Genomic DNA, 13,885 nt, shown 5'->3' with positions numbered 1-13,885 from the left:
AATGATAAACGCATGTCTGATGCACACCACACCGATGTGGATGTTGTGGTCGCGGGTGCCGGCTTTGCGGGTCTGTATGCCGCCTACCGTCTGCGGCGCGCGGGGCATTCGATGCGCATATTCGAGGCCGGCGACGATATCGGCGGCACCTGGTACTGGAACCGCTACCCCGGGGCACGCGTCGACATCCCCAGCGTCGACTACATGTACAGCTTCGATCCCGACTGGTCGCGCGACTGGCAGTGGTCGGAGAAGTACGCCACCCAGCCCGAGATCCTGCGCTACCTGAACCACGTCGCCGACAAGCACGACCTGCGTCGCGACATCCAGTTCGGCACCCGGGTGACCCACGCACACTGGGACGACGACACCGGCCGGTACCGGGTGCGCACCGACCGCGGCGACGAAATCACCTGCCGCTACCTGATCATGGCGACAGGCTGCCTGTCGGTACCCAAAGACCTCGACATCGACGGCATCGAAAACTTCACCGGCGAACTGTATTTCACCAGCCGCTGGCCCCATGAACCCGTCGACTTCACCGGGAAACGGGTCGGTGTCGTCGGCACCGGCTCATCGGGCATCCAATCGATCCCGCTGATCGCCGCCCAGGCCGCGCAGGTGGTGGTGTTCCAACGAACCCCCTGCTTCTCGATCCCCGCCCACAACGGCCCGATCTCCCCGGACAAGCTCGCCCAATTGGCCGACGACGACGCCTACCGTCGCGCGGCGCGATACTCCTTCGGCGGGGTCCCGATGGAGCGCTCGCTCACTCCGACATTCTCGGTGTCCGCCGAAGAACGTCGACAACGATACGAACGCGCCTGGCAGCTCGGTGAGCTTCTCGAGGCGCTCAACCTCTACGCCGACGAGATGATCAATCCGCTGGCCAACAGCGAGTTCGCCGAATTCATCCGCGACAAGATCCGCGCCACCGTGCACGACCCGCAGACCGCCGAGGCGCTGTGCCCCAGCGGCTACCCGGTCGGCTCGAAACGGCTCTGCCTGGACAGCAACTACTACGCCACCTTGAACCTGCCCCAGGTGCGGCTGGTGGACCTGCGTAACCAGCCATTGGTGGGCGTTACCAAGACCGGAATCGACACGGTCGGTGAATCTTTCGAGTTCGACGCGATCGTGTTCGCCACCGGATTCGACGCCGTCACCGGAGCGCTCGCGGCGATCGACATCGTCGGCCGCAACGGCCTCGCGCTGGGGGACAAGTGGGCACCCGGCCCATCCACATATCTGGGCCTGACCACCGAGGGGTTTCCCAACCTGTTCCTCATTGCGGGCCCCAACAGCCCCTCGGTGCTGTCCAACATGGCGGTGTCGATCGAACAACATGTCGACTTCGTCGCCGACGCCCTGAGCTATCTGCGCGAGCTCGGCTTCGACCGCATCGAGCCCACCGAGCTCGCCGAGGCCGGCTGGATGCAGCATTCCGATGACGCCGCATCGATAACGCTTTTCCCACAGGCGAACTCGTGGTACGTGGGCGCCAACATCCCGGGAAAGCCGCGCACCTTCATGGCCTACACCGCCGGGGTCGACGTCTACCGGGTGGCCTGCGAGGAGGTGGTGGCCCGCGACTATCTGGGCTTCCGGTTCTCCGGCCCGAACGGCTCACAGTGCAACGACGGTGTGGTGCGCCGCCTGCAACCCGACATTCAGATGGTGCTCGAGCAGCTGGAGGCGCTGGGCCTTCCGCCCTTGGAATCGCTGCCCGCCGACCAGGCGCGCGCGCTCATGAACGAGATGAACCTGGCACGCCCGCCGGGCCCCGACGTCGGCGAGATCGTCGACGGCACCCTGCCCGGCGCCGCCGGGCCGCTGGCCTACCGCCTCTATCGTCCGGCCAGCCCGGGTCCGTACCCCGTGGTCGTCTACTTCCACGGCGGTGGCGGGGTTCTCGGCGACCACTCCTCCGACGATCCGTTGTGCCGCGACCTGTGCGTGCGCAGTGACACGCTCATCGTGTCGGTGGACTACCGGCACGCACCCGAGCACCGCTTCCCCGCCGCGCTGGACGACGGCTGGGCGGCCGTGCAGTGGATCGCCGAGCACGCCGGGGAGCTCGGCGGCATCCCGGGCCAGCTGGTGGTGAGCGGTTGGAGCGCGGGCGCCGGCATTGCCGCCGTGGTCTGCCACCTCGCCAGGGACGCGGGTGCGCCGAGCATCGTCGGCCAGGCGTTGCTCACCCCGGTCACCGATTTCGACCCGACCCGCGGCTCCTACCTCGAAAATGGCGACGGCTATGGCCTCACCGCACCGCTGATGCAATGGTTCTTCGACCACTACGCCGATCCGGACGCGCGCACCGACCCGCGGATTGCACCGCTGCGTGCCCCGGATCTGTCGGCCCTGCCCCCGGCGATCGTCGTCGCCGCGGAGTTCGATCCGCTGCGCGATGAGGGCATCGAGTACGCCGAGGCACTCGCCGCGGCCGGGGTACCCACCGAGCTGGTGCGGGCCCGCGGACACACCCACCTGTCGCTGACGATGGTCGATGTGGTCGTCTCCGGGGCCCCGATTCGGGCCCAGCTCGCCGGCGCGCTGCGCGGATTCTTCGCGATCGGCGCCGCCGTGCCCGCCTAGGGCCGCCGCCGGCGCCGCTGGCGTGCTACATGTGGCCCATGGCCGAACGTGTCACGTTCCAGAGTTCAACGGGCCCGACCCTGGCGGGAACCATCGATGTGCCCGAGGCGGCGGTGCGCGGCTGGGGGGTGTTTGCGCACGGATTCACCCTGAACAAGGACTCACCGGCGGCGGCCCGCATCTGCAAACAGCTAGCGGCCGACGGGATCGGCATGCTGCGCTTTGACGCACTCGGCCTCGGCGACTCGGAAGGCGGCTGGGGCGACGGCTCTTTCACCGTCAAGGTCGACGACATCGTCAAAGCCTGCGAGTTCATGACCGCCCGCGGAACCCCGGCCGACATCCTGGTCGGGCACTCCTGGGGTGGCGCGGCCGTGCTGGCCGCGGCCCGGCACTCACCGGGCGTGCGGTCGGTGGTCACCGTCGCGGCGCCGGTGGACCCCAGCCACGTCGAAAAGCATTACGACGCGGTCGTCGACCGCTGCCTGTCCGAGGGCAGCGCCGAATGGATGGTCGGCGGGCGCACGCTGACCCTGAAACGCGCATTCGTCCAGGACGTCCGCGCCGCCGACCTGCGCGACAAGATCAAGAGCCTGCGGCTGCCCTTGCTGATCCTGCACTCCCCCACCGACAACACGGTCGGCATCGGCAACGCGACCGAGATCTTCCGCCTGGCCCGCCACCCCCGCAGCTTCGTCTCGCTGGAGGGCTCCGACCACCTGCTCACCGCCCGCGGCCAGGCGCATCGGGCCGCCCGGATCATCGGCGCCTGGGCCGACGCCTACCTCGACGAACCATAAAGACCGCACGTCAGGGTTGACGCGCGCCGCCGAACGCGATGCAATGTGATACAAGTCATATGACCGCCGGTCATGACAGTCGGAAAGGTGGCAGCTCATGACCACAAGGGACAAGTACACCGACGTGTCCACGCCGTACTCATGGGAGGTTCCCAGCGCCGGTGACGCACGCTTCACCTGGGAGTACGACGAGGGGCGCGCCCGGCTCCTTTCCCTGTACCAAAAGGGGAAGGACAAACAGTGGGACGCCCAGTCGCGCATCGACTGGGGCCAAGACGTCGACCCGATGAACGCGATCGCGCTGCCCGACGAGTTCCATCCGCTGTTCGGCAGCCCGATGTGGAACGCCGCAGACGAGGCGCGTCGATCCGAGATGCGCCAGTACTTCCAGGCTTGGCAGTTCTCACAGTTCCTGCACGGCGAGCAGGGGGCGATGGTGTGCGCGGCCAAGATCGTCGAGGTGGTCCCGGACCTGGACGCGAAGTTCTACGCGGCCACCCAAACCATGGACGAGGCCCGCCACGTCGAAGCGTTCTCGCGGTTCCTGCAGGAGAAGATCGGCCTGGTCTACCCGATCAATAAGCACCTGACCGCCCTGCTCGACGACACCCTGCGCGACTCCCGCTGGGACATGCCCTACCTCGGCATGCAGGTCCTCATCGAGGGACTCGCCCTGGCCGCCTTCGGGGTACTCCGAGACATGGCGGCGCCGGAGTCGTTGGCCAAGCAGGTGCTGGCCTACGTCATGCAGGACGAGGCCCGCCACGTCGCCTTCGGCCGAATCTCGCTGAAGGACTACTACTCGGCGCTGACCGAGGCCGAGCGCGAGGAGCGTGAAGAGTTCGTGGTCGACGCCTGCTACCTGATGCGCGACCGGTTCCGCGGCGAGGAGGTCTTCGAGACACTCGGCATGGACGTCAAAGCATGCGCCGAGTGGGTCGACACCTCGCCGCTGATGATCCAGTTCCGCTCGCACCTGTTCAGCCGCATCGTGCCGATCGTCAAGGACATCGGGCTGTGGGGCGGCAAGGTGCAGCGGGCGTTCCGGGACATGGGTGTGCTCGATATGGCCGGTTCCGACATCGAGGCGCTGATGAAGGCCGATGAAGATCAGGCCGAGGCGCTGGACAAGGCGCACGCCGAGATGGCCGAACGGGCCATCGAGGTGGACCAGGTGATCGCGGCGGGCGCAAGCTGACTCGCATCCGGTAGTCGATCCCGCCTCCGGCCCAAGCGGGCATCGCGCCGCGGCGGCGCGAGCCTGCGCGTAGTCACGCAAGACTCGGATCGGCCGCAAGTCCGGAATCGCACCTCAACGTAGCTGCGTGTCGAAGAACGTCGTTGCAGCGGAGCTGATTTCGGCGTGCAGCAGGTGCCTATCCACGCTCGGGTCGTCGATACACGCTTCCGGGAACTGTTCGCGTCCAAGTTGGTTGCACTCGTTGAGGAAGATCTCGTGGCCGACCTTGCCGGGCAACACGTTCAGTTGAGCGCCGGGGACGTTGGCCGCGGCGAATTCGGCGTTGTCGCCGGGCGGGGTCTGGGCATCGTGCGCGCCGACGATGATGTAGGTGGGCACCCGGAGCTGATGGAGGCCGTCGGCGTCCATGCCGAAATCCCTGACCATGCCGGGAGCCATCGCGAACACCGCCTTGATGCGAGAGTCGGCGACGTCGAGTGCCGGGCCGGCGTCCACCGGCAACTCGGTGCGCAGATGCGCCGGTATCGCCGGGTCGCTCTGCACGCCGCGCTGGAAGTCCAGGTACCGGTCGGGGTTGACCCGGGCCCCGCCCAGCCACAGCGAGGTGAATCCGCCCTGAGAGTGCCCCGCCACACCGATCCTGGAGGCGTCGATGAGCGGGCCCCAAAACGGATCGTGCACTAAGAAGTCGGCGGTCAGGCTCAGGTCGCGCGGCCTTTGCCACAGCTTGTTGGCGAGGTAGACGATCGACGAATCGTAGGTATTGGCACGGTAATGGTTCAGCGCGGCAACTAGGTAGCCCTTGCTGGCCAACGCTTGTGCCAGCCATGCGTAGAACAGCCCGTTGCTGCCGCGACCATGGGACAGCAGGATCAGCGGTAACCGCGACCCGCCCGCACGCGGCGGCAGATCCGGATAGAACGACAGCTCGGTGGCGAACGGCATGGCGAACGGACGGTCATCAGGCGAGGGTTGCTCGGCCGGGTAGAACAGGCTGACCGCCAGCCGGCGCGGACCGTCTGGCCCGTGGGGGTCGACAAACTCGATCTGCCGCAAACCGACTGGAGGCGAAGGGGTTTGGCCGTTGACCCGAACTCCGGTGCCGCAACCGGCTGCCAACCAGACAGCTGCCGACAGGACCGAAACGACCGACAAGACCCTGAGAAGCGAAACCATCGTTGGGCGCACGGCCATGAACCTGTCGCAATTGATCGACAGAAGCAACTCGGAGACAGAGTCGGCGGGAGGTCGATCCCAGCCACAGATCCGGGCCGCGACCGTCGGAGCGGCCCTTCAGCCCGCCGCCCCGGCCTGGCCGAACAACCGCCCACCGATGCCGCCGCTGCCGCCCGCGCCGCCGACCAAAGCCCCGCTTCCGCCGTGACCACCGTCGCCGCCGTTGCCGATCAACCGAGTGTCCCCGCCGTTGCCGCCATTGCCGCCGCCGGCGAGGTTGGCGCAATCACCGCCCGCACCACCCCTTCCGCCGTTGCCGTACAGCAGCCCACCGGCACCCCCGTTGCCGCCGGTACCGCCGGTGCCGCCCCGGTCGAAGATCCCCGCGGCGACGCCGCCCTTGCCGCCGGCGCCGCCAGATCCGCCGTTGCCGTACAGCAGCCCACCGCCGCCGCCGTGACCGCCGGCGCCACCACTGCCGCCGACGCCGCCGTCGAGAGCCTCACCGCCCGCCCCGCCGGCGCCACCGGGCCCGCCGTCCCCGTAGAGCAGCCCGCCGGCACCACCGCCACCACCAGCGCCGCCAGCCGCGGCGGCCCCACTGACGGGGGCCGCACCCCCACCGCCACCGGCGCCACCGGCGCCGCCATTGCCGAACAGCCCGGCGGCCCCGCCGGCCCCGCCCTCACCCACGATTCCGGCGGCGCCGCCGGCGCCGCCGTTGCCTCCGAGCCCGCCATGATTGCCGGGATTCATCCCGCTTACGCCCCCGGCCCCGCCGGAGCCGCCGGCACCGCCAGTGCCGTAGAGCCACCCGCCGGAACCCCCGGCGCCGCCCGCCCCGCCATCACCGCCGTCCCCGGAGCCGCTGGCGGCTGCCCCGGCGCCGCCGGAGCCTCCGGTCCCGCCGTTGCCGATCAGCCCCGCCGCACCACCGGCACCCCCGGCCACCCCCGGGTTGGCACCCGGCGCCCCGTTTCCACCGTTTCCGTACAGCAATCCGCCCGCCCCGCCGGCTTGCCCCGGCGCTGTCCCGTCCGCGCCATTGCCGATCAGCGGACGCCCCAGCAACGCCTGCGTGGGCCCATTGATCAGGTTGAGCAGACTCTGCTGAACGTTGGCGGCCTCGGCGGCCCCATAGCCGCCCCCGCCCGCGCTCAGCGCCGCCACGAACTGGTCATGAAACGCGGCCGCCTGCCTACCCAGCGCCTGATAGTTGTGGGCATGATCGGAGAACAACGCCGCCACCGCCGCGGACACCTCATCACCGGCGGCGGCCAGTACCGAGGTTGTCGGCGCCGCGGCAGCCGTGTTGGCCGCGCTGACCGCGGACCCGACACTCGCCAAATCCGTTGCTGCCATTGACAGCATCTCGGGCACCACCACGACAAACGACATCTGACACCTTTCGGCCGGGCCGCATGGCCCGGTCAGCGCCGACGCATCCTGAAGGATTCGATGCTATCGCGATCCCGCCGGCCCATCTGGGGTTTGACCAGGCCACTCGCCCCGCCGTCCCGCGGCCGGACGGCGCCATCAACCCGCCAACCAGCCCGGCCATGCCGGACCGACAGCAAAGCGGTGAGCCCGGTTCGGCCGACACCGGATGCCGCGCACGACCGCGCGCAGGACGCTCGTCGGTCGCAGCTTCGCCGCAGCCATCCGCTAGCAGTAGGCGCGTAGCGCACGCAGGCCGCGGTCCGACGGAATCGATCCCAAATCCCCTGACTTTCTTCGCCACTCAGCCGCACTCCGGCGCCGCCACAAAGTTGCCGCGGTGCACGGTGCACCAGTTTCAACTGGTGCGGCGACGGCAGGCAGAATGCTCAGGGTGGGATCGGCAACGCGGACTTATGGCGGGGTCAGCGCCACCGAGCGCAGCGGCGCAGCCGCGAGGCGGGCTGGGGTGACCCCCCCGATGAAGCTAACCGCAGCCAACGCGAGCGCCCTCGACATCCCGGTCCCGAACTATGACCGCAGCCAAATCAGCATCGGCATCGCGCATTTCGGCGTTGGTGGCTTCCACCGCGCGCACCAGGCGATGTATCTTGACCGGCTGCTCAACGCCGGGCTCGCACGCGACTGGGGCATCTGCGGTATCGGCGTATTGCCGGGTGATGAGCGGATGCGCGATGCGCTGCGCAGCCAGGACCACCTCTACACGTTGATCCTCGAGCATCCCGACGGCACCCGAGAGCCCCGCGTGATCGGCTCGATCGTCGACTACCGTTACGCACCCGATGAACCCGAGTCGGTCATCGAGTTGCTCGCCGACCCGGCGATCCGCATCATCTCGCTCACCATCACCGAGGGGGGTTACACCGCACCGCGCAGCGCCGCCTTCGAGCTGGTGACCGAGGCGCTGAACCGCCGTCGCCAACGGGGCCACGGGTCACCGACGATCGTCTCCTGCGACAACATCGTGGAAAACGGCAAAGTTGCCGAGCGCGCGTTCACCAGCTACGCGGACATGTCCAATCCCGCACTCGCACAATGGATGCGAGAAAACACCAGGTTCCCCAACTCCATGGTCGACCGGATCACGCCGGTCACCACCCCCGAGCTGATCGAGCGGCTGGACTGCGAATTCGGTGTGCGCGACGCCTGGCCCGTCGCCGCCGAGCCATTCGCCATGTGGGTTCTCGAAGACGACTTCAGCCACGGGCGGCCCCCACTGGAACAAGCCGGCGTCGAGCTGGTCGACGATGTGGCCCCGTACGAGGCGATGAAGCTGCGGCTGCTCAACGCCGGACACCAGGGCCTGTGCTACTTCGCCTACCTGGCCGGGTATCGGCTGGTGCACGAAGCCGCCCAGGACCCGCTGATCGCCGAGTTCCTCCGCCGATACTTCGACGAAGAGGCGGCGCCGACCCTGACCGCGATTGGAGGCCTGACCGAATTCAAGAACGGACTGCTCCCACGCTTCGCCAACGCATATGTCCGCGACACCGTCGCCCGGTTGTGCGCCGAATCCTCGGACCGCATCCCAAAATGGCTGCTACCGGTGGTTCGGGACAACCTCCGCTCGACCGGCCCGGTTCGGCTGTCGGCCGCGATCGTCGCCAGCTGGGCACGCTATGCCGAGGGCATCGACGAGGCCGGCCAGCCGATCGAGGTGGTGGATCGCCTCGCCGACATGTTGGGGCCGATAGCGCGTTCGCAGCGCCACGACGCACGCGCATTTCTGGCCAATCGCGCCGTGTTCGGTGACCTCATAGACCAGCCCCGCTTCGTACAGCCCTATCTGTGGGCGCTGGACTCGCTGCACCGGGTCGGTGCCCGCGCGACGCTGCAGGCGCTGCTCGACAAGGACGGATCCTGATGCCCATGTCTAGACGCGGTGCGGTCCGAATGGCATCGGCGGCGCGAACGTGACCCTCGTCGCCGGCATCGACTCGTCCACCCAGTCCTGCAAGGTGCTGGTATGTGACGCCGACACCGGTGAGGTGGCCCGCAGGGGCCAGGCCGCACACCCCGATGGAACCGAAATCGATCCTGCCGCATGGGAATCCGCCGCACACACAGCGATCGCGGCCGCCGGCGGATTCGACGATGTCGAGGCGGTGGCGGTGGGCGCCCAGCAACACGGCATGGTGTGCCTGGACATGGCCGGAGTGGTGGTGCGGCCCGCGCTGCTGTGGAACGACGTCCGCTCGGCCGACGCGCCCCTGGCGCTCATCGACGAACTCGGTGGCCCACGGGCGTGGGCACAAGCCGTCGGCCTGGTGCCGTTGGCCGCGGTCACGGTGGCCAAGCTGCGCTGGCTCGCCGACAACGAACCGCAACATGCCGACCGCACCGCCGCGGTCTGTCTGCCTCATGACTGGCTGACGTGGCGGTTACGCGGGGACACCGATGTCGCCACGCTGACCACCGACCGCAGCGACGCCAGCGGCACCGGCTACTACGACGCCGGCAGCGATCGCTACCGCTTTGACCTACTCGAACTGGCCATGCACGGCCGCCGCCCCAACCTGCCCAGGGTGCTCGGCCCGTCGGCGCGAGCTACCCGCGGCAGCAAAATATTCGGCGCGGGTCTGGGCGACAACGCCGCCGCGGCGCTGGGCCTGGGGGCCGACGAAGGCGACGTGATGGTCTCGATCGGGACCTCGGGGGTGGTGTGCGCCGTCGCGGCCGATCCGGTTCGCGACGAGGCGGGTCTGGTTGCCGGGTTCGCCGACGGCACCGGACGCTATCTGCCGTTGGTGTGCACGCTCAACGGTGCCCGGGTGCTCGATGCGGCGGCGGCGATGTTGCGGGTCGACCACGACGAGTTGTCCCGGCTGGCGCTGTCGGCGCCGCCCGGCAGCGCCGGACTGGTTCTTGTCCCGTACTTGGAAGGCGAGCGAACCCCTAACCGGCCCAAGGCAACTGGCGCACTACATGGCCTGCGGCTGGCCAACGCCACGCCCGCGCACCTGGCCCGGGCGGCGGTGGAAGGGCTGCTGTGCGCATTGGCTGACGGCCTGGCGCAGCTCACCGAACACGGCGTGGTCGCACGCCGGGTCCTGCTGATCGGCGGCGGCGCCCGATCGCAGGCGCTGCGCGAGATCGCGCCGCTGATATTCGGTGTGCCCGTGCTGGTTCCGGACCCCGCGGAGTACGTCGCCCTGGGGGCTGCCCGGCAGGCCGCGTGGGCGCTGCGCGGCTCGACTCGGCCACCCTCGTGGCAGCCACCCGCAACCGACGAGTACACCGGCGAGCCGTCACCCGCCGTACGCCAGCGCTATGCGCAGGTGCGCGAGCTGACCGAAGGAGTGGCTAGCGTCCCGGGCCCGGGCGAAACACCGCCAGCACCCGATACTTCGCGGTGAAACTGGCCTGGTCGTATTGCTCACCCACCTCGCCGTCATGAGCAAGCACGGTCGGCGCGTCCACGGTGCTGAAGCTGAATTCGGGCACTTGCAGTTCGTGGTAGAGCGGGCTGCGCTGCAGCCGGCCCAGGGCCAGCGCGGTGAGGATCCTGACGGTCGCCAAGCGGCGTCCGGTCTCGAGGATGCGCACGTCGATCAGGCCATCGTCCATGCGGGTGCGCCGCGAGGGGGCGAATCCGGCCGGCAGGTACACCGAGTTGCCGATGAGCAGCAGCGATGTCTGCAGCGTCTTGTTGTCGTACCGGATGCGCACGGGCTGGTCTTTGCGCAGTGTGTGCAACATCGCGTACATGCTGGCCAGCGGTTTGCCGATGCGCTTTTCCAGCTTTTCCCGGTACCGGACGAATTTGGGGTAGGCGCCGATGCTGGCCGTGTTGATCACCATCTGGCTTTCGTTCAGACACAACAGGTCGACGCGCGCCACGCTGCCGCGCCGGACCGCGTCGATGGTCTGTGCCACGCTGTCGCAGCCGATGTCCTTGGCGAAGTGGTTGAAGGTTCCGGCGGGAAACACCGCCAGCGGCAGTCCCGCGTCAACCGCCGCCGCCGCGGCGGCGGCCACCGTGCCGTCACCGCCACCGACCGCCAGCACTTCGGCCTGTGCGGCCGCCTCGCGCAGCACCCGCTGCGGGTCGTCGCCCGCGGCCAGTTCGACGATCCGCGCCTTCGGCAGGCCCGCACGCACCTCGTCGATGACCTGGGCCCCGGTGCCGCTGCCCGATGCCGGGTTGACCACCAAGACCACTCCGGAACCGTCGGGCCGCTGCGGTGTTTGCACCCAGAGCGGTTCCGTTTTGGGCAGCGCCGTCTCGATAATCGGTGGGACCAGCCGGCCGCCCAGCACGGCAACGCCGGCACCAATGCCGAATCCGGCCAGCACATCGCCGGGATAGTGCACCCCGGTCGCCACCCGCGACAGCCCGACCAACGCGGCCAGCACCGAAAAGCCTAGGCCCAGAGGCGGATTCTCCAGACCTACGCCGATGGCAAATGCGGCGGCGCTGGCGGAGTGCCCGGACGGCAGCGAATTGGATGTCGGCCGGCGTCGGACTCGTCTGGCCAGCGGCACCGAGTCCGAGAGCGGACGCGGGCGCTGCCGGATCCGCTTGGCCACCTGGTTGGTAAACAAGCTGGCCGCCCCCAGCGTCACCACCCCGCGCACCGCGCCCCGTTGCGCGGACTGACTTCTCGACGCGAGCAGGCCCGCGGCCATCGCGAACCACAGCTTGGAATGGTCGGCCGCGCGGGTCAGCGGCGGCATGACCGTGTCGAGCAGCGGGGTGGGTGTGTCGGCAATCGCTTCGAACAATTCCCGATCCAGCGCCCCCAGGCCCCGGGTGATCTGTTTGATGCTGCGCGCTCGTTGCCACGGCCGCCCGTTCATTCGCTCCACCCTAACCAGCGCCCGGGCGCGGGCTTCAGCACTGGCGGTTCGGTTTGCGCCAGTCTCCCGCGCGGCGCGCCCAAGACAGCCGGATCGGGTCGCTGGGGTGTGGTCGCAGCGGGGTGGTTTCGATGGTCATCCACCCCGAAAGCGGGAGCGACTCCACGACGGCCATCAGCTCGCCGGGGTCGCGCGCACGCCATAACCCCAGCATCCGCGGGCCGTCCGGGCCGGCCGGCAGCGCCCAGAACCGCACCAGATGACCGGCCTCGGCCAGCTCGTGACAACGGCGGGCCTCGCGCTCGGTGGCATCGTCGACAACCCGCGCCGACGTGCCGGACGGGACGGTGAGCGTGGTCGTGATCAAGAATTCCGGCCCCTTACCGGGCCGAGGGGTTACCCCAGCACCGAGCGGGTCGTTGGGGTGGGCGCTGAGCACGGCGACCTCGTCGCTGCGCCAATCCTGCAGCGGCACCGTCGCCAGCAGCTTGCGCAGTGACGGCTCGTCGCGCGCGGCGAACAGGCCCAGGGTGCACCATTGGCCCGGTCCGCACGGCGGACGCCACAACCGCAGCAGGCGGCCCTGGGCACCCAGCTCACGCCAGCCGGCGTTCTCGCTCACCCGGGCCCGATCGATCTCAGCCGCCGGTGTGCCCCGGGGAACCTCGATGGTCATGCTGACCAGAAATTCCATGCTGTCTCCCGGTGCCACCGTTGCGCACCGGATGCCTACAGCGCAAGAACTGCCAGGAACTTCGGGTACCGCGGTCACGCGGTAGAGCGTGTGAAGCCCTTAGAAGACGCGCACCCAGTCGACGAGCATTTCCTGGGGATACGTACCCGCCGCGGGGTCGCCGCCACCGGAACCACCGACCGCAAGGTTCAACACCGGGAACACGGTGTAGTCGGGGTCGTTGAACGGCCATTCACGGATGGGCTCGTTCAAGTCCTCGATGCCGGTGGCCAGAACGCTGAAGTAGGGCTGCATGCCGTCGGCATAGTCGAGCCAGAAGTACATGCCGGTCACGTTCCAGGTGACCCGCCAGTTGTGCCAGTTGTCGTCCACACCGATCGGGAAGGTCTCGAATGCCGTTCCGTCGGGGTTGGCGTGCACGGTGGTCCCCGACGGCCAGGAGCCGTTGCCGTACCACTCGATCAGGTCGATTTCGCCGCTGCGGCCAGGATCGTCGTTGGACAGCCACCAGGCCGGCCACATACCGGGCGCCAGGCAGTTGAACTTGATGCGGGCTTCCCAGGTGGTCCCGATGCCGCCGCGCCAGAGGCCATGCACCAGGCCACCGAAGTAGTCGTTGCCGCTCCTGGTGGCGCGCAGGACCAGGTTGGAGTTGCCGTCGAGGAAGACGTTTTGACGGTTGTCGCGGTACTGCCCCCAAAATTCGGGCCGGTCAAAGCCCACTGGGTTGCGGATTGGCGTCCGGTGGTTGGACACCTGCCACTTGGACGGATCGGGGGCAGAGCCGGCCGGGCCGTCAAACTCGTCGTGCCACAGAAATATGGGGCCGGCGCCCGCCGCGGGGGCGGCGGGGGCGGGTTCCGGCGCGGCCGGCGGGGTCGGTGCGGCGCCGGCAGTCGGGGCCGGGATAGCGGCCGCAAGCGCGCCAAATCCTGCCATCATGATCATGCGACGGCGATCAATCTCCTGCATGAGCATGGGACGATAGCAGCTAACGCCCCGCTACGTTGACTCCGAGCGAGCAATCCTGGGATAACCGCAGGTCACAACGCTAACCGGGGAACAATTCCGCGGCCCGCCAACGGGTGCCGGTCGCGGCGGGACGGCTCGGTTCCGCGATCGATCCGCGAAAAGCAGATCAGCACAACGCATCTCGGT

At 68.8% G+C, this 13,885-nt stretch carries 9 protein-coding genes and 1 pseudogene; 5 read left to right on the top strand and 5 right to left on the bottom strand.

The features are described from left to right. Window positions 1-12 precede the first annotated feature (12 nt). The 3 genes from CKW46_RS05230 (at window position 13) to CKW46_RS05220 (ending at window position 4,596) form a co-directional block, all read left to right on the top strand. Window positions 13-2,598, top strand: a complete 2,586-nt coding sequence (locus CKW46_RS05230) for a flavin-containing monooxygenase (protein ID WP_482052929.1) — start codon at window positions 13-15, stop codon at window positions 2,596-2,598. Between the two features lie 38 nt (window positions 2,599-2,636). Continuing rightward, window positions 2,637-3,398, top strand: a complete 762-nt coding sequence (locus tag CKW46_RS05225) for an alpha/beta hydrolase family protein (protein ID WP_020727914.1) — start codon at window positions 2,637-2,639, stop codon at window positions 3,396-3,398. A gap of 97 nt (window positions 3,399-3,495) precedes the next feature. Further along, window positions 3,496-4,596, top strand: coding sequence for a ferritin-like domain-containing protein (locus CKW46_RS05220; protein ID WP_482052928.1), 1,101 nt, complete (start codon window positions 3,496-3,498; stop codon window positions 4,594-4,596). Window positions 4,597-4,710: 114 nt separating this feature from the next. On the opposite strand, the gene CKW46_RS05215 is transcribed toward CKW46_RS05220, so the two are convergent. Continuing rightward, window positions 4,711-5,793, bottom strand: coding sequence for an alpha/beta hydrolase family protein (locus tag CKW46_RS05215; RefSeq protein WP_086085796.1), 1,083 nt, complete (start codon window positions 5,791-5,793; stop codon window positions 4,711-4,713). Window positions 5,794-5,895: 102 nt separating this feature from the next. Next, window positions 5,896-7,173: pseudogene (locus CKW46_RS05210) on the bottom strand (PE family protein); the annotation flags it as partial. Between the two features lie 520 nt (window positions 7,174-7,693). On the opposite strand from CKW46_RS05210, the gene CKW46_RS05205 reads away from it, so the two are divergent. Both CKW46_RS05205 and CKW46_RS05200 read left to right on the top strand, forming a co-directional pair. Continuing rightward, window positions 7,694-9,097 (top strand): mannitol dehydrogenase family protein, encoded by a 1,404-nt coding sequence (locus CKW46_RS05205; RefSeq protein ID WP_482052927.1) that lies wholly within the window; start codon window positions 7,694-7,696, stop codon window positions 9,095-9,097. A 49-nt stretch (window positions 9,098-9,146) separates the two neighbouring features. Next, the gene (locus CKW46_RS05200) at window positions 9,147-10,589 is read left to right on the top strand and encodes a xylulokinase (protein ID WP_015354303.1); all 1,443 of its coding nucleotides are present in this window, start codon (window positions 9,147-9,149) and stop codon (window positions 10,587-10,589) included. Here the strand turns inward: CKW46_RS05200 and CKW46_RS05195 are convergent. From CKW46_RS05195 to CKW46_RS05185, 3 genes are all read right to left on the bottom strand, one after another. Next, window positions 10,537-12,033 carry a bifunctional phosphatase PAP2/diacylglycerol kinase family protein gene (locus tag CKW46_RS05195; protein WP_015354302.1) on the bottom strand — a complete coding sequence of 499 codons (1,497 nt, stop codon included), beginning with the start codon at window positions 12,031-12,033 and terminating at the stop codon, window positions 10,537-10,539. The genes CKW46_RS05200 and CKW46_RS05195 overlap by 53 nt on opposite strands. Before the next feature lie 34 nt (window positions 12,034-12,067). Further along, window positions 12,068-12,727, bottom strand: coding sequence for a muconolactone Delta-isomerase family protein (locus tag CKW46_RS05190; RefSeq protein ID WP_015354301.1), 660 nt, complete (start codon window positions 12,725-12,727; stop codon window positions 12,068-12,070). Window positions 12,728-12,826: 99 nt separating this feature from the next. Further along, complete coding sequence (locus CKW46_RS05185; protein WP_482052926.1) at window positions 12,827-13,705, bottom strand: glycoside hydrolase family 16 protein; 879 nt, start codon at window positions 13,703-13,705, stop codon at window positions 12,827-12,829. Window positions 13,706-13,885: the final 180 nt, after the last annotated feature.

Origin of the sequence: Mycobacterium liflandii, assembly GCF_022354805.1 — a bacterium.
GTDB lineage: Bacteria > Actinomycetota > Actinomycetes > Mycobacteriales > Mycobacteriaceae > Mycobacterium > Mycobacterium marinum.
This window is presented reverse-complemented; position numbering and strand designations above follow the sequence as displayed.

Coding starts and splice junctions, on each gene's coding strand:
- CKW46_RS05230 (WP_482052929.1), top strand. CDS start 13: ATGTCTGATGCACACCACACCGATGTGGATGTTGTGGTCGCGGGTGCC.
- CKW46_RS05225 (WP_020727914.1), top strand. CDS start 2,637: ATGGCCGAACGTGTCACGTTCCAGAGTTCAACGGGCCCGACCCTGGCG.
- CKW46_RS05220 (WP_482052928.1), top strand. CDS start 3,496: ATGACCACAAGGGACAAGTACACCGACGTGTCCACGCCGTACTCATGG.
- CKW46_RS05215 (WP_086085796.1), bottom strand. CDS start 5,793: ATGGCCGTGCGCCCAACGATGGTTTCGCTTCTCAGGGTCTTGTCGGTC.
- CKW46_RS05205 (WP_482052927.1), top strand. CDS start 7,694: ATGAAGCTAACCGCAGCCAACGCGAGCGCCCTCGACATCCCGGTCCCG.
- CKW46_RS05195 (WP_015354302.1), bottom strand. CDS start 12,033: ATGAACGGGCGGCCGTGGCAACGAGCGCGCAGCATCAAACAGATCACC.
- CKW46_RS05190 (WP_015354301.1), bottom strand. CDS start 12,727: ATGGAATTTCTGGTCAGCATGACCATCGAGGTTCCCCGGGGCACACCG.
- CKW46_RS05185 (WP_482052926.1), bottom strand. CDS start 13,705: ATGCTCATGCAGGAGATTGATCGCCGTCGCATGATCATGATGGCAGGA.